We start from the raw sequence: 15,544 nt of genomic DNA on the forward strand, positions 1-15,544 counted from the left end.
GTGGGTGTGGAGAGCCGGGCTGTGGCAAGCGTGCGCGCGAGCGCGTGATAGCCCGTCAATGCGAAATCGGATTGCGCCGATGGGCGGGCCGGCGGCAAGCCGCTATCTTGCTGCGCTCACGCCGCCGCGGCCAGTGCGCCGCGTCCTCCACCAAGCTTCGTCGACAACGCGCCTTTCAGGGCGCGCAAACCCGCCATGTCCCCACTCGTCTCCATCATCACCCCGACGGCCAATCGCGAGCGTTTGCTGCCGGCCATCGCCCGCTGCGTGCTTCGCCAGCAGATCGGCTGGGAATGGCTGATCCTCGATGACAGCCCCGAGCCGAGCGCGTATTTGCAAGCGCTGGCGTCGCAGGACGCACGCATCCGCTACTTTCATTCCGCCGCGCGCATGTCGATCGGCGCGAAGCGCAACGCGTTGATCGCCGAATCGCGCGGCTCGGTGATCGCCCATTTCGACGACGACGACCACTACGCGCCGCATTACCTCGCCCACATGGTCAGGACGATGCAGGAGAACCGCGCGGATCTCATCAAGCTATCGGGCTTCTTCATGTACGCGCCGCACACGCAATTCTTCGGCTACATGGACCTGAACGCCAAAGTGGGCCTGCACTACGAACTGAGCGGGCGTTCGGTCAGCCACATCGAGTTCCACGAGAAAATGCAGATCGGCGCGGATTTCATCCTGTTCTATGGTTTCTCATACGTGTACGACAAAGCGCTTGCCGCGGTCTCGGCCTTTGACGATATCAACCTGTGCGACGACGAGAGCTTCATCCGGCGCGTGGTCGAGGCAGGCCGCAACGTGATCGCCGTGGACGATCCTCGAGCCAGTTGCCTGCATCTGGTCCATCCCGCGTCCACCTCACGCTGCTTCTCGCGCTACTCGATGCCGGCCTTCACGCTGCCCACCCTGTTTCCCGGCTACGAAGGCTATCCGGACTAGCCGCCACACAGCCGCCATGCGGGCGCCGTACGCGTCGCGGCGAAATCGGGGCAAGCGGCGTCCGGTGGTAAAATTCGCGGTTCCGGCAGTTTCCCCCGCGTTTTCACCCTTGCGTTTTGCCCTCACCCGGCCCCCATCATGTCCGACACTCGCCCCGACACCCTGTTCGCGCTGAACGCGCTCTCCCCGCTCGACGGCCGCTACGCCTCGAAAACCGAAGCCCTGCGCGACTGGCTCTCGGAAGCCGCTTTCATGCGCAATCGCGTAACGGTCGAAATCCACTGGTTGATCGCCTTGTCGCGCGCCGGTTTCGCCGAAGTGCCGCGCTTTTCCGAAGCGTCCGAACAATTCCTGCTGCAACTGGCCGAGCGCTTCACCGCGCACGACGCCGCGCGCATCAAGGAAATCGAACGTGTGACGAATCACGACGTGAAGGCGGTCGAGTACTGGCTGAAGGAATCGGTGAAGGGTCAGGCGGAACTGGAGCGCGCGAGCGAGTTCATCCACTTCGCCTGCACGTCGGAAGACATCAATAACACGTCGCACGGCCTGATGCTGGCGGGCGCCCGAGAACACGTGATCCTGCCGGCGCTGCGCTCGGTGCATCAGCGCCTCGTCGCGCTGGCTCATGCGCACGCCGAACAGCCGATGCTGTCGCGCACGCACGGCCAGCCGGCCAGCCCGACCACGCTCGGCAAGGAACTCGCCAACGTCGCGGCCCGTTTGGAACGCGCGATCGACCGTATCGCCAAGGTCGAACTGCTCGGCAAGATGAACGGCGCGGTCGGCAACTTCAACGCGCACCTGTCCGCGTATCCGGAGTTCGACTGGGAAGCGTTCTCGCGCGAAGTGGTCGAACAGCGTCTGAAGCTGACGTTCAATCCGTACACGATCCAGATCGAGCCGCACGACTACATGGCCGAACTGTTCGACGCGGTCTCGCGCGCGAACACGATCCTGCTGGATCTGGACCGCGACGTGTGGGGCTACATCTCGGTCGGCTACTTCAAGCAGCGCACCAAGGCCGGCGAAATCGGTTCGTCGACCATGCCGCACAAGGTCAACCCGATCGACTTCGAAAACTCGGAAGGCAACCTCGGCCTCGCGAACGCCACGCTGCGCCATCTCGCCGACAAGCTGCCGGTCTCGCGCTGGCAGCGCGATCTGACCGATTCGACGGTGCTGCGCAATATCGGCGTCGCGTTCGGTTACTCGCTGCTCGCGTACGACTCGCTGATCCGTGGTCTGGACAAGCTCGAAGTGAACGCACAGCGTCTGAACGAAGACCTCGACAACTGCTGGGAAGTGCTGGCCGAGCCGGTGCAAACGGTGATGCGCCGTTACGGCATCGAGAATCCGTACGAGCAGTTGAAGGAATTGACGCGCGGCAAGGGCATCACGCGCGCAGCGCTGCAAACGTTCGTCAACGGCCTCGCGATTCCGCAGGACGCGAAAGACCGTTTGCTCGCGATGACGCCGGCGTCGTACATCGGCAAGGCGGTCGAGCTGGCGAAGCGGATCGCTTAACCGGCTTGAGTCGTACATCGCCTCGTAGCCCGAGGCGTAAAAAAACCGCTCCGAGGAGCGGTTTTTTATTTGCAGCGACGAAGCACACTCACTGACGCGCTTCCACCTGCCTCAGCACTTCGACGACGATCTCTTCCGGCGACAGTTCGATGCTCACCGTGATCGCTTCGTCCGGGCCCGGTTCTTCGAGCGTATCGAGCTGGCTTTGCAGCAGCGACGGATCGAAGAAATGTCCGGTGCGCGTGGTCAGACGCTGCTCCAGCACTTCACGCGAGCCCTTCAGATACACGAAGCAGACGTCCCGGTCGCCGTCGCGCAAGACGTCACGATACGAGCGTTTCAGCGATGAGCACGTGAATACCGCCGTCTCGCCCGCCTTCTGCTTCTCGACGATCGCCACGCGGATGGTTTGCAGCCACGGCCAACGGTCTTCGTCGGTGAGCGGAATGCCGTGGTGCATCTTCTCCTTGTTGGCGGCGCTGTGAAACGCGTCGCCGTCGGTGAACGCGCAATGCAGGCGTTCCGCCAGCATTTCGCCAATTCTCGTCTTGCCGGCGCCCGACACGCCCATTGCGATCAGAATCATCAAAAACTCCTTACACGACCGTCGCGAGCGCGAAGGTCAAACCCAAGCCCATCAGTGAAATGATGGTTTCGAGAAGCGACCATGTCTTGAAGGTCTGCCCCACTGTCATACCGAAGTATTCCTTGATCAGCCAGAAACCGCCGTCGTTCACGTGCGAGAAGATCAACGAGCCCGAACCGGTGGCGAGCACCAGCAGTTCCGGCTCGACATGCACGCCGCTAGCCGAAGCGATCGGTGCGACGATGCCGCACGCCGTGGTCATGGCGACCGTGGCCGAACCCGTGGCCAGACGAATCAATGCGGCCACCAGCCAGCCGAACAACAGCGGCGACAGATGCATGGCGGTCGCCACATTGACGATTTCCTTCGAAATCCCGCTATCCATCAGCACGCGTCCAAAACCGCCGCCCGCGCCGACGATCAGCGTGATGCCCGCGATCGGCGCGAGACAGTCGCCGCAGAATTTCTGGATCTGCTCGCGATTGAAACCGCGGCTCGCACCGAAGGTCCAGAAGCTGACCAGCACCGCGATCAGCAACGCGACGTCCGAATTGCCAACGAAGTGCAGCAGGTCGTTCGGCAAGGTTTTCGGCGTGGTGAAGAGATCGGCCCAGCTTCCCACCAGCATCAGGATCACCGGCAGCAGGATCGTGAGCAGCGTGATGCCGAAGCTCGGCAGTTCGCGCTTGGGTGCGGCGTTTTGCGCGCCGTTTTTGGCTTCGTCATCGTGACCGAGAAATTGCGCCGCGAGCGCGTTGTCTTTCGGCAGCTTGATATAGCGGCTAATCAGCAACGCGAACAGCGGACCCGCGACGATCGCGGTCGGCACACCGACGATCAGCCCATAGGCGATGGTCCTGCCGATATCCGCGTGATACGCCTGCACCGCGAGCATCGCGGCCGGATGCGGCGGAAGCAGCCCGTGCACGACGGACAGGCCCGCGACCATCGGCAAGCCGACCAGCAGCAGCGACTTGTTGGTACGCTTCGCGACGTTGAAGGCGATAGGAATCAGCAGCACGAAACCGACTTCGAAGAACACCGGCAAGCCGACGATGATCGCCACGATCATCATCGCCCAGTGGATGTTCTTCTCGCCAAAGAAGTTGATCAACGTGGTGGCGACACGCTCGGCGCCGCCCGATTCGGCCATCATCTTGCCGAGCATCGTGCCCAGACCCACCACGACCGCTATGTGTCCGAGCGTATTGCCGTTACCCGTTTCGAACGATTTGACGATGGTGGCCATCGGCATGCCGGATGCAAGACCCAGCAGCAGCGACACGATGATCAGGACGAGAAACGGATAAACCTTGTAGCGCGTGATCAGCAGGATCAGCAATGCGATGGCGATCACCGCGAAGACCAGTAGCGTGCTGCCGTGGACAGCTTCCATGAAGCTCCTCCTTTTGCGTTATTGATTTGAGTGCATCCGACCTGGTGCTGCGCGCCAGCCCCCTGAGGGGGTCACAAGAAAACTTCGGGCGGCCCGGCGTTTTCTTGTGCGTGCGGACACGGCAGCACTTCGTCTCACGGCGACCTGTGCGGCGCCTTGAAACCGGGCTGACCGCGCGGACGCTGAATTTTACTGTTTGTTGTCTGTAAACGTGCGCCAATTCCGCGCGCATATCGCAAAAGAGCCTCGCCAGGACAGCCTGAGCGGCTGTATCGACGAGGCTCCTTTGCGCGGGACCTTGATAACGCTTAGCGTGCGGACCGCTTCAACTCAATGGGCCGGCGCGGCCAACTGGCTCGCGGCCCGCGCGAGGCGCGTGACCTCGTCCCAGTTTTGCGCGGCGAGCGCGGCTTTCGGCGTGAGCCACGAGCCGCCCACGCAAACCACGTTCGGCAGCGACAGGAAATGCGTCGCCGTTTCCGCCGTGATACCGCCGGTCGGGCAGAACTTCAGATTCGGGAACGGACCGTGAAAAGCTTGCAGCATCGGCACGCCACCGGCTTGCTGCGCCGGGAAAAACTTCACGATTTCGTAGCCGAGTTCCAGCGCCGCGATGATGTCCGACGGCGTCATCACGCCCGGCAGCAGCGGCAAGCCCGCATCCTGCGCGGCCTTGTGCATGTCTCTCGTGAGGCCAGGAGAGACGCCGAACTGCGCGCCCGCCTTCTTGGCCTGAGCGCAATGCTCGGGCTTCGTAATCGTGCCGACACCAACCACGATATCTTCGGCCAACTGGCTCGCGCGTTCGATCGCTTCGAGGCCTGCTGCAGTGCGCAAGGTGATTTCCAGCACCTTCACGCCGCCCGCGTGCAGCGCGCGAGATACGTGTACACCCTGTTCGACCGAGTCGAACGCGAGCACCGGAATCACCGGGCCGAGGCGCACGATATCGCTTACTGTTTTCGAGGTCATAGTCAGACTCCTTGTTCTGCAGCACTCAGCTGGCGTGAGTGGTGCTTGTGTGTTTTGCGGTATGAGCTTTGGCTGCTTCGCCGTGATGCGCCGGACGCTCGCCCACCATCGCGCCGAATACCGACGCACCCTGCTCCGCCGGCGCCGCCGCCGCGCGGAATACCCCGAACAGTTCGCGGCCAAAACCGACTTCGTTTTCGGCCTGATGCTGCGGCACGGCGTTCGGCCGCGCTGCCCATTCGGCCGCGTCGATCTCGATGTCGAGCACACCGGCTTCGGCGTCGATCACCAGCATGTCGCCCGTGCGCACCTTGCCGATCGGCCCTTGCAGCAACGCTTCCGGCGACAGGTGAATCACCGCCGGCACTTTGCCCGACGCGCCGGACATGCGGCCATCCGTGACCAATGCAACATGGAAACCTTGATCCTGCAACACACCGAGCAGCGGCGTCAAACGATGCAGTTCAGGCATGCCGTTTGCCCGCGCGCCCTGGAAGCGCACCACGGCGATGAAGTCGCGCTTCAGTTCGTGCTTGTCGAACGCTTCCTGCACGGCTTCCTGCGAATCGAACACGATGGCCGGCGCCTTGACCTTGCGATGCTGCGCCGCGACCGCGGAAATCTTGATGACGCCGCGGCCGAGCTTGCCCTGCATCAGGCGCAAACCGCCGTCCGGCTGGAACGGTTCCTTGATGCCGCGCAACACCGCCGTGTCTTCGCTCGCTTGCGCGCCCGGCACCCATTGCAGCTTGCCGTCGATCAGCTTCGGCTCTTCCGTGTAGTGCTTCAGGCCCTTGCCCGCGACGGTGTTGACGTCTTCGTGCAGCAAGCCGCCTTCCAGCAGATTGCGCACCAGGAACGCGACGCCGCCTGCCGCGTGGAAGTGGTTCACGTCGGCCTTGCCGTTCGGGTAAATCTTCGCGAGCAGAGGCACCGCTTGCGACAGCGTGTCGAAGTCGTCCCAATCGATCACGATGCCCGCCGCGCGTGCAATCGCGACCAGATGCAGCGTGTGGTTGGTCGAGCCGCCCGTGGCCAGCAACGCGACGATGCCGTTGACGATCGCTTTTTCGTCGACCACATGGCCGATCGGCATGTAATTGCCGCGTTCCACGGTCAGATCGAGCACACGGCGCGCGGCTTGTGCGGTCAACGCGTCGCGCAGCGGCGTATGCGGATGCACGAAAGCCGAACTCGGCAGATGCAGGCCCATCACTTCCATCAGCATCTGATTGCTGTTCGCGGTGCCGTAGAACGTGCAGGTGCCGTGGCTGTGATACGCGGCGGCTTCCGCTTCGAGCAGCGCGCCGCGGTCGCACTGGCCGGTGGCGAAGAGCTGGCGGGTCTTGGCTTTGTCGTCGTTGGACAGGCCGCTGCCCATCGGGCCGGCCGGCACGAAGATGGTCGGGATATGGCCGAATTGCAGCGCGCCGATCAACAGGCCCGGCACGATCTTGTCGCAAATGCCGAGGCACAGTGCCGCGTCGAACATGTTGTGCGTGAGCGCGACCGCCGTGCTCATCGCAATGACTTCGCGCGAGAACAGCGACAGTTCCATGCCGGCATTGCCTTGCGTGACGCCGTCGCACATGGCCGGCACGCCGCCCGCGAATTGCGCGACGCCGCCGTTTTCACGCGCGGCCTGCTTGATGATGTCGGGGTAGTTTTTGTACGGCGCGTGGGCCGACAGCATCTCGTTGTACGCGGACACGATGCCGATGTTCGGCTCGCGAATCTGCTTGATGACGAGTTTGTCGTTGCCTTCGAGGCCCGCGAAACCGTGCGCGAGATTGGCGCAGGAGAGCGCGCCGCGCGCCGGAAACTTGCCCTGCGCATGGTGGATGCGGGCGAGATACGCCTCACGAGTGGGTTTGCTGCGCTCGACCACGCGCTGCGTGACCTTCAACAATTGCGAATGCGGGGAAACCATCGGAGCTCCTTCGTCGCTGGCGTGAGCGTGCGCGCCCTATGCCAGGTAGGTATCGCGGGAATGTCGAATCAGTTGACGACGCCATCTTAGTAGAAAAACTACATGATCGCAATGTGCTCTGGTGCTGCGCTGCGGCATGTTTTGATTGCCTGAAACGCCCAACCGGCTTAGCTTCTCGCCTCACGCCTAAAACTTAGGGATTACACCTACAGGCACAAATGTAGTTTTTGTACCTTCTCAGCAATCAGCTATAGTCCACGCATTCTTCAGCATAGTGCGAGTTTTCCAATGATGCTGTCTCAGGTGGAAGAGATGCGCGAGCAGTTGCGGCCGTCCGAGCGCAAACTCGCCGACTACGTGATCGAGGCGCCGCGCGAAGTGCTCGATCTGTCGATGACGGAAGTGGCCGCCCGCGCGGGCGTGAGCCAGCCGACCATCGCGCGGTTCTGTCATGCGCTCGGGTTTTCGGGGTTTCGTGAGTTCAAGATCCGGCTCGCGCAAGGGATTGCGTCGGGCGTGCCGACCGTCTATCGGGATGTGCGGCCGGATGAGGGCGCGCCCGGACTGATCGCCAAAGTATTCGACCGGACCATTGGCACGCTGATCGAGGTGCGTAACAGCCTGTCGCCGGATAGCATCGAAGCGGCTGTCGATCTGCTGGCGAACGCGGCGCGCATCGAGTTCTATGGAGCGGGCGGCTCAGGCATTGCCGCGCAGGATATCCAGCACAAGTTTTTCCGGCTCGGCATGCCGAGCGTCGCGTACTCCGATCCGCATACTTACTCGATGTCGGCGGCGCTGCTCGGACCCGGCGATGTCGTGGTCACGGTGTCGAATACCGGCCGAACCCGCGACATCATCGAAGCGGCGCGCTCAGCGCTCGCTCGCGGCGCGAAGGTGATCGCGATCACGCATGGCAGTTCGCCGCTTGCGCGCGTCGCGTCGATCTGCCTGTTCTCGAACGTGGTCGAGGAAAACGACGTGTTTTCGCCGATGACGTCGCGCATGTCGCATCTGGCGATCGGCGACATTCTGGCGGTCGGCGTCGCGCTCAAGCGCGGGCCCGAGTTGGTCGAGCGGGTTGGACAGGCGAAAGGGGTGATTGGCCGGTTGAGGATCGACGGCGAAGGTTGAAGAGCCTATCCAGGTCTATACGAAACTTTCGACCCATCCACCTATTTGCACCAGAGTCTTCGCGCACGCCGACAGCGCGCTTCACTCGGTCACCTGAGAGGGACGCAACCGCCGCACGGTCACCTGGAAATCGCAGGTGCAGGAAGGGCTGACGAGCCTGCGCTGTCCAGGTTCGATGCGATCAGCGTCAGCAGATGGCCGCGAATGCGCGCGACGACTTCGGGCCAGTTGCCGTCGAAGCGCCGGCGAAAGAGGCGCATCGTTGGATACCAAGGGCTGTCTTCCCGCGTGTAGTGCCAACGCCAGTCGCCGTACGAAGGCAACATCAGCCACGTTGGCTTGCCCATCGCGCCCGCGACGTGCGCAACCGACGTATCGACCGTCAGCACGAGATCCAGTGCCGCGATGGCGCTGGCAGTCTCGTCCATGCTGCGAATGTCGGCGCCCAGATCATGAAAGTTCGACAATCGTTGCGCGTACTGCGCGGCCTCGTCGGCACCCGCGCCTTTTTGCAGACTGAAGAACTCGACGCCTTCGAGCTGGAACAGTTCGTCGAGCACGGACAATGACGGCAGCGAGCGCGCGTGGTCGTTTTCGTGCGTCGGCGCACCTTTGAATACCACGCCGACCTTCAGCGCATGCGACTCGGTCCGCAGTAAAGCAGGCGCCTCGTCGGACGGCGCGCGCAGGAAGGGCACCGATACGGGTAGTGCGTCTAGTTCCAACGGCAGATGCGCAGGAATGGCATGCGGGAACACCCAGCAATCGTGCGCCGGCAGTTGTGCGGCATGTTTCACGTCGATGACGGCGTCGGCTTCGCGGGAGACTTCGAAAAGCGACACGAGCGGCGTCTGGCACATCACTGTCACGCGCGCGGCGCCGCAGCGCTCGCGCAGCATGCGAGCGAAACGCAAGAAGAAAATCTCGTCGCCTAGCCCGAACTCGCTCCAGATCACGATCGACTTGCCCTCAAGCGATTCGCCCTTCCACTCGGGAAACGTGGCAGGCGGTTGCGCCGTCGTGCGGCGTTGCCAGCCGAACGACGCCATCGCCGCTTCGCGCAACCGGAAGCCGTGGTGTAGCTTACCGCGCGAAATTGCATGCAACGCGCGATATAAACGCGGCAGATGCTCATTGGGCAGACGCACGACACATTGTTCCAAAATACGATCGACCTCATCCTCCCGGTCCCAGCGGAGCCACTCCATCATCGACCGATGGTAGACCATAAACCGGTACGGATAAGTCTTCACCGCGCGTCGGCCAGCGTCGATGCTCGCCTCCGCGCTACGCGCCTTCACGAAGGCGTCGAGCATGTTCTGCGCCGTCGGCACGGCACGCTTGCGCAACACGACTTCGATCGCGCATTCCGCGAGACCGCGTGCGGTCTGATCCGCGTCGTTGCGCGCTTCATCGTAGTGATCGCGCACGAGACTTACACGTTCGCAAGATGCGACGTGCGACAGCGTCTGTATCAGGTCCAGGATGTTGATCGATTGCGCCAACTGCTTTTCGGGCTTGCAGATCGTGAAGCTCGCCTTGTGCCGCGTGTTGAAGCGGTTCGGCCAAGCACCCTTTCCGTACAGGTCCTCGTCGGGGAGAGTCAGGACCGCGTAGCCACCGGGCTTCAGCAGATCCAGCCACCTTGCCAGTGCCTTGCCCGGATTGGCGACTTCGGCGAGGACGTGACTGGCATGCACGAAGTCGAATGACCCGTCGTCTGCGCCCTTCATCTGCACCACGTCGCCTTGCTGCTCGCCCCACGACTGGATGCGGCGAGCCCGAGGAAAGAGATGCGTGTGCGCTGCCAGCGGATCCTCCCCGGCGCCGATGTCGAGGCCTTCGCCCACGAAGTAGTGTTGTATGAAGGCCGGATCGTGCGAGCGGCGCAGTGCCGATTTGCTCGTTTCGTTCATATTCGCCTCATGCAGCCGCTGCCGGCGTTGCTACGTCGATCTGTTCTTGCCACAGTGCCTGCATGCGCTCGCCGAGGATTTCCGGACGGCCCGCGAAGATCAGCTTTTCGATAGCCTGAGGACCCGCCAGCTTCGCCGAGAGTTCGTTACGCTCTTCAGCGTTTTCGATCAGACGCAGTGCCGCTGCCTTGTACTCTTCGTTGGTCTTCGTGACCATCCACTCGGGGAAGCCGAGACGGCGGAACATGCCTTCGTCGATATGTTCGTGCACTTCGCGGCCGGTCTTGCACACGCCGACGAGACCCGCCCACACCGTATCGACGATGCCATTCGTATTGCCGAACGGGAACGGATTCAGGAACAGATCGCAACCCGCGATCACCTTCATATAACCAGCATAGTTCTGATGCTTATGCACGACAGCCGCATCGCCCATCAAACGGCGAATGAGATTGCGCACTTGCGGATAGATCAGTCCGTTCGCCTGGCCCATCAGGAAATGGAACTTCACCGGCACTTTTGATTCACGCGCAATCTGGGCGCACGTATTGAGGAAGCCCGGGTTTTGCTTGATCGTCGTACCGGCGATGGCGATCTTCACGACGCCGTCTGAGGGCGCTTTCTCCGGCAGATTCAACTCGAGCAGCGCGGCCGGCGCACGATATGGCATGCCGTCCGAAGGCAGCTTCAGCAGCTTCTCACTGAAGCAGGCCTCGTCGCCGACATAATCTTCTTCGACCACCACATAGTCCATTGCATGACCGTGCGTCGTGGCGGGGTGACCCAGCGCCATCAATTGCATCGGGGCGACGCGCAGGCAGGCAAGCACCATCGTGATCGGGAACATGCCAACGCTCGGCATGTACATCATCTGTGCCTGGCGTGCTTCGCTCGTCTCCCGCACCTGCCGGGCGGTTTCCCACAGGTTCGCGCCTTCGAGCGGAATGAATTCATGGAAGACGGCCTTGCCCGCATCGTCGACGCGGCCGTTGTAGCCCATACCCACGAGGTGGAACTTGTCGCGCATCGCGACCATCGTTTGCGAGTGCGTGCGGTAGATCGAGTGGTTCTTCGAGAACCATTCCAGCACCACGATCACCACCGGCTTCTCACCGGCGACAGCCGGAGCGGCGGCACGCTGTACGTCGTGGATGTCCAGGCTTACGAGCTTGCGACGGATCAGCGTGTTGATCGGCTTCTTGATGTCGTGCTTGCCCGGCAGGTCCGCGTAGCTGCAGTGCATGTACATGTCGTGCAGCACGCCCATCGGAAGCGCGTCAACGTTTTCGATTTCCGCAAGCCGCTCAGGCAACCAGCGCAGCAGCATCTCGCGCTTCTGATGCGCGGACGGTGTGCCGAGGAAGCGCGAAGACATGATCGTCGTCGCCATGCTTGCGGCCATCACCTTGTTGGCTTTCCACAGAACGTCCCAGTCGACGCGAACCTCAGATTCCGGAAGATAGAACAACTGAAACTTGCGGAATTCGTTGTTGCGAAGCTCAATCGCATTGCGCGCTTCTTCGTCTACGCCCAGTGAACGCAGAATGTGGTCCGCATTGCGGAATGGGCTTGCCGAAAACATGGCGGCAAGCCAGCGCTGGAACAGCATGAGACGCCCGATCCCGACGTCCGAGATCGTAAATTTCGGATCCGTGGCCAGTGCGGTGATCGCAGACGTGATTCGTGCGAGCAGGTGTTCGTCCATGATGTTGTGCGCTTCGCCCGACTGGGCCCACGTATCGACGTCCATCAATACGCCATAGTTTTGATCGATCTTGTTGAGCAACTCCAGCAGCATGCGGCCCGCCTTCTCATGTTCACGGCGATAGCAGAGGTGTTCGAACTTGTTGATGCTGAATTTCATGATGTTCTCCGGATGATTGAATATCGTTAAAGCGTGAGCGAGTGATGGGCGGGACCGCGGCGGCCCCGTCCCATGCAATGCGTGTTAGTGATTCCAGGTGACCGACAGCCAGTACTGCAGCGGCTTTTTGCCGGGCTCAACCCAGGAAGCCGACGAGAAGCCAAAGGGTTTCGATACCGAAGCCGAGACCGTCGCGCCGATCGGCGTGAGCCAGTCGACACTGGCGCCGTAGCCGGCGAGCGTGCGCGTGTTGGTGACGTCCGATACGCCCGGATAGCTCTGTTCCCAGCCGGCCCAAGGCGTGTGGTTGACGCGGCCGATAGCGAAATCCGAGAACACGCCGAGTTGGATCTGGTGACCTGTCGCGACAGGGAAACGCTGGTACAGGCCCGCGTTGATGACGACGCCGTCGTCAAACGAGATTTCATCGGAGCGGTACGCGCGCACGGCATTGGGGCCGCCTGCCGCCAGCTTTTCACTCGGGTCGAGGTTGCGGTTTGTCATCTGCCCGTTGATGCGACCCGACAGGAACAGATTGCCGCTGCGAGTCAGGGCGTAAGTGCCGAAACTGCTGCCCGTGAACTTCGCGTAGTTGCCGGCGGGGTTGGCGACCGAGTCTCCGTATGGAAAGTCGTTGCTCTGATGGCCGAGCGTGATCGCGCCTTGACCGGTCAGGATGTTCGTACGCAGTTGCTGGGCGCGGTCGCCGTGGTCGGCCTGCACGGAGAAGCGAATCGAGTCGAGCTTGCTGTGCGTCGAGGTGTCGTACTCTTTCATGTCAGTCGAGGTCTGGCTGTGCAGCAGCGAGACACCACCCCAGACATTGGCATCAAGCCCGCGGGTGAACGGATACAGCACGCCCGCGGAGGCCGTGGTGGCCACGCCGGCCATCGGCGTAATCGTGTTCGTCGTGTATTGCTGGCGGCTGATACCACCGGTCAGACGTAATCCGTCGTTCAAGATCGGCACGCTGCCGTCCAGTTCGCCCGTCCACATCTTTTTGTCGGTGGCGAGCAGCGTGAATGCGTAGCTTTCGCCCGCGCCAAAAAAGTTGTTTCCGGAGACGGTGCCGCCCATGCGGTACGTGCCCGTCGTCGGCACGCCCTGGTTGTCGAAGATCAGATTGGCCGCGAGAGGCTTGCCCTTCTGCGCGACGCCGTACACGACCTTCACGTCGCCTGTACCGGCGCCGGGACCGAATTGCGGCGCATTGTCGAGTGCGACGCCCGGCACGTCTTGCAGAAGCTGCGTCGAACGTTCAAGACGCGACGTCTTCAGGTAGCAGGCGCCCGGGAGCGTATCGCTCCCGCACAGTGCGTGTGTGATCAGCTTGCGCAGACGGGAATCCGCGACGCGTGATTTGTTATGGATTTCGATCTCGCTGATGCGGCCAGGAAAGACGGAAAACATCGGCTGGCCGCCTTGTTGCAGCGCATGCCAGTCCGACTCGGTCATCAGCACCTGGCCAATCGGGAATCCGCCTTGACGCAACGCATCCGTCAGTCGATCCGACCAGCGGTTGACTTCGTCGAGCGAGTGGGGCGCGGCGCCCAGTTGCTGTGCTTGAGTGCGCAGCAACTGGATCACCGCTGCTTCGTCCTGGCCACCTGCGGGGAGAAGCTTGAAATCGACGATGGCTTTTTGCGCCGTCACCACTGCGCTCGCATCGGCGACGGGCTCGGCGTGGACTACGCCGGTCATCAACAACGGCAAGACCCACATTGCTTGAGTGATCTGCCGATTTACTGAGTTTCTACGCCACAACATGGAAGCAATCCTTGCTTTGATTAAAACAGGGTGGCGACACGCTCTTTGTGGGTTGTTTTTTATCCCAGTGATTCGTACCGCCGACACTGGAAAGAGTAAAAGTTTGATGTTCAGAAGCGAATAGGACTATTCCAAAAAAGCGTCCCGGTTTTTAGGAGTCGGTGACGTGGCTGGGTCTTTCCAGCCCTGCGTTTCCGCCGGAAAAGCCGATCGGCGGCATGCGACTGCCGTTTATGCGGCGATAGCGCGATGGGACAATTCCTAAAATTCTGTCTGAAATGACGATTTTTATATTTTTATTAATGTTATTCGCATCCGTTTCAATTTTCGCGCATAGGATTAATCCTAGATTTTGCAGTTAAGAATAATCTCAAATAAGTACAAGTCTTTGGTCCGAATAAAAAAGGCGGTGCGTAGAGCACCGCCTTTCAAGCAGCTAGATCAACGCGCGGGAGTAGATCGGGCTGTAGGTGACCGATTACCCCGCAGTCCCGCTGGTCGCACTACTGGCGCAGGATCAGACGCCGGCTGCCGGGGCATGAACCGGGAACGCATGATCTACGCCGTGCTTCAACCAGCCATGCGAGTTGATGACGTACGGCTTGCCATCCTTAACGCCGCTCTCCGTGTAGAAGAACTCATGCGTCTGCGCATTGACCGACAGATCCGCCTTCATCTGCGACTGCTTGTCCTCGGACGTGAAATGCTTCACGCCGTCGGCGCCATCGCGCAAGACCAGATGACGGTCCACCGGCCCCGAGTGCGTGAGCAAACGCACATCGGCATAGTGCATCAGCATGTCGACGTTCACATGCTCGACTTCGGCGTCAGCCCAGAGCGCGGCATCACCTGCCGCCACCGTCAGCGGTTGCACCTGGTCGAGGTACCAGTGCGCATCCACGTCGGCCCAGATGAATGCAGCCAGACCGCCCGCACCGATTGCACCGATTGCTGCGCCAGCCGCACCGACCGAATCGCCGTGGCCGCTGCTGTCTGCGGTGACATCGCTGCCGCCGCCCGGGATGCTGGTCGAGCCGTTGTCGGTCCCGCCCGTTTGACCGCCATTCGAGATGTTGGTCGAACCGTTGTCGGTACCGTTGGTGTCGCCTCCACCCGAGGTGTTGGTTGAATCATTGGTCGTACCGTTGGTGTCGCCTCCACCCGAGATGTTGGTTGAACCATTGGTCGTACCGTTGGTGTCGCCTCCACCCGAGATGTTGGTGATCACTGTCGTACCGTTATCGGCGATGTTGATCATGCCGTTGTCGATCACACCGGAGGCATTGGTCGAGTTACCCGAGATGTTCGTCGTGCCATTGTCCGTCGTGTTGATCGAACCGTTCGGATCGACGACCACGCCCGTGCCATTGGTCGAGTTACCGTTGATATCGGTCGTCCCGTTACCCGACGTGTTCACCGAGCCGTTGATGTCCGTGCCGTCACCGTTGGTCGAATTGCCCGAGATGTTCGTCGTGCCATTGTCCGTCGTGTTGACCGAACCGTT

Annotated in this window: 10 protein-coding genes and 1 pseudogene; 3 read left to right on the top strand and 8 right to left on the bottom strand. The window is 61.5% G+C overall.

The annotated features are described in order from the left end of the window. The first annotated feature begins 195 nt into the window (after positions 1-195). Together ACQKRQ_RS21535 and purB are read left to right on the top strand one after the other, a co-directional pair. Positions 196-948 (top strand): glycosyltransferase family 2 protein, encoded by a 753-nt coding sequence (locus ACQKRQ_RS21535; RefSeq protein WP_427479229.1) that lies wholly within the window; start codon positions 196-198, stop codon positions 946-948. 138 nt (positions 949-1,086) lie between these two features. After that, complete coding sequence (purB, locus tag ACQKRQ_RS21540) at positions 1,087-2,475, top strand: adenylosuccinate lyase (RefSeq protein WP_427479232.1); 1,389 nt, start codon at positions 1,087-1,089, stop codon at positions 2,473-2,475. A gap of 88 nt (positions 2,476-2,563) precedes the next feature. Here the strand turns inward: purB and ACQKRQ_RS21545 are convergent, their stop codons facing one another. The 4 genes from ACQKRQ_RS21545 to edd form a co-directional block, all read right to left on the bottom strand. Continuing rightward, positions 2,564-3,061 (bottom strand): gluconokinase, encoded by a 498-nt coding sequence (locus ACQKRQ_RS21545; protein ID WP_132373101.1) that lies wholly within the window; start codon positions 3,059-3,061, stop codon positions 2,564-2,566. A 10-nt stretch (positions 3,062-3,071) separates the two neighbouring features. Further along, positions 3,072-4,457 carry a GntP family permease gene (locus ACQKRQ_RS21550; RefSeq protein ID WP_408294390.1) on the bottom strand — a complete coding sequence of 462 codons (1,386 nt, stop codon included), beginning with the start codon at positions 4,455-4,457 and terminating at the stop codon, positions 3,072-3,074. Positions 4,458-4,787: 330 nt separating this feature from the next. Beyond that, a complete protein-coding gene (gene eda, locus ACQKRQ_RS21555) occupies positions 4,788-5,429 on the bottom strand; it encodes a bifunctional 4-hydroxy-2-oxoglutarate aldolase/2-dehydro-3-deoxy-phosphogluconate aldolase (protein ID WP_132373097.1) in 642 nt (213 codons plus the stop codon). 25 nt (positions 5,430-5,454) lie between these two features. Beyond that, complete coding sequence (gene edd / locus ACQKRQ_RS21560; RefSeq protein WP_132373095.1) at positions 5,455-7,359, bottom strand: phosphogluconate dehydratase; 1,905 nt, start codon at positions 7,357-7,359, stop codon at positions 5,455-5,457. A 288-nt stretch (positions 7,360-7,647) separates the two neighbouring features. On the opposite strand from edd, the gene ACQKRQ_RS21565 reads away from it, so the two are divergent. Next, entirely contained in the window at positions 7,648-8,493 is an 846-nt protein-coding gene (locus tag ACQKRQ_RS21565) for a MurR/RpiR family transcriptional regulator (protein ID WP_132373093.1), read from the top strand. A gap of 119 nt (positions 8,494-8,612) precedes the next feature. On the opposite strand, the gene ACQKRQ_RS21570 is transcribed toward ACQKRQ_RS21565, so the two are convergent. The 4 genes and pseudogenes from ACQKRQ_RS21570 to ACQKRQ_RS21585 form a co-directional block, all read right to left on the bottom strand. Then, positions 8,613-10,409 (bottom strand): methyltransferase domain-containing protein, encoded by a 1,797-nt coding sequence (locus ACQKRQ_RS21570; protein WP_427479236.1) that lies wholly within the window; start codon positions 10,407-10,409, stop codon positions 8,613-8,615. Between the two features lie 7 nt (positions 10,410-10,416). Then, the gene (locus tag ACQKRQ_RS21575) at positions 10,417-12,273 is read right to left on the bottom strand and encodes a peptide transporter (protein ID WP_427479238.1); all 1,857 of its coding nucleotides are present in this window, start codon (positions 12,271-12,273) and stop codon (positions 10,417-10,419) included. Positions 12,274-12,357: 84 nt separating this feature from the next. Further along, positions 12,358-13,974, bottom strand: coding sequence for a ShlB/FhaC/HecB family hemolysin secretion/activation protein (locus tag ACQKRQ_RS21580; RefSeq protein WP_427479239.1), 1,617 nt, complete (start codon positions 13,972-13,974; stop codon positions 12,358-12,360). A 583-nt stretch (positions 13,975-14,557) separates the two neighbouring features. After that, positions 14,558-15,544: pseudogene (locus ACQKRQ_RS21585) on the bottom strand (hypothetical protein); the annotation flags it as partial.

It is taken from the genome of Paraburkholderia sp. NPDC080076 (genome assembly GCF_050281145.1).
Taxonomy (GTDB): Bacteria; Pseudomonadota; Gammaproteobacteria; order Burkholderiales; family Burkholderiaceae; genus Paraburkholderia.

Bases quoted from the DNA above. Each gene is read 5' to 3' on its own strand.
- ACQKRQ_RS21580 (WP_427479239.1), bottom strand. From the start codon at position 13,974: ATGACCGGCGTAGTCCACGCCGAGCCCGTCGCCGATGCGAGCGCAGTG.
- ACQKRQ_RS21575 (WP_427479238.1), bottom strand. From the start codon at position 12,273: ATGAAATTCAGCATCAACAAGTTCGAACACCTCTGCTATCGCCGTGAA.
- ACQKRQ_RS21550 (WP_408294390.1), bottom strand. From the start codon at position 4,457: ATGGAAGCTGTCCACGGCAGCACGCTACTGGTCTTCGCGGTGATCGCC.
- ACQKRQ_RS21565 (WP_132373093.1), top strand. From the start codon at position 7,648: ATGATGCTGTCTCAGGTGGAAGAGATGCGCGAGCAGTTGCGGCCGTCC.
- ACQKRQ_RS21535 (WP_427479229.1), top strand. From the start codon at position 196: ATGTCCCCACTCGTCTCCATCATCACCCCGACGGCCAATCGCGAGCGT.
- ACQKRQ_RS21570 (WP_427479236.1), bottom strand. From the start codon at position 10,409: ATGAACGAAACGAGCAAATCGGCACTGCGCCGCTCGCACGATCCGGCC.
- purB (WP_427479232.1), top strand. From the start codon at position 1,087: ATGTCCGACACTCGCCCCGACACCCTGTTCGCGCTGAACGCGCTCTCC.
- ACQKRQ_RS21545 (WP_132373101.1), bottom strand. From the start codon at position 3,061: ATGATTCTGATCGCAATGGGCGTGTCGGGCGCCGGCAAGACGAGAATT.
- edd (WP_132373095.1), bottom strand. From the start codon at position 7,359: ATGGTTTCCCCGCATTCGCAATTGTTGAAGGTCACGCAGCGCGTGGTC.
- eda (WP_132373097.1), bottom strand. From the start codon at position 5,429: ATGACCTCGAAAACAGTAAGCGATATCGTGCGCCTCGGCCCGGTGATT.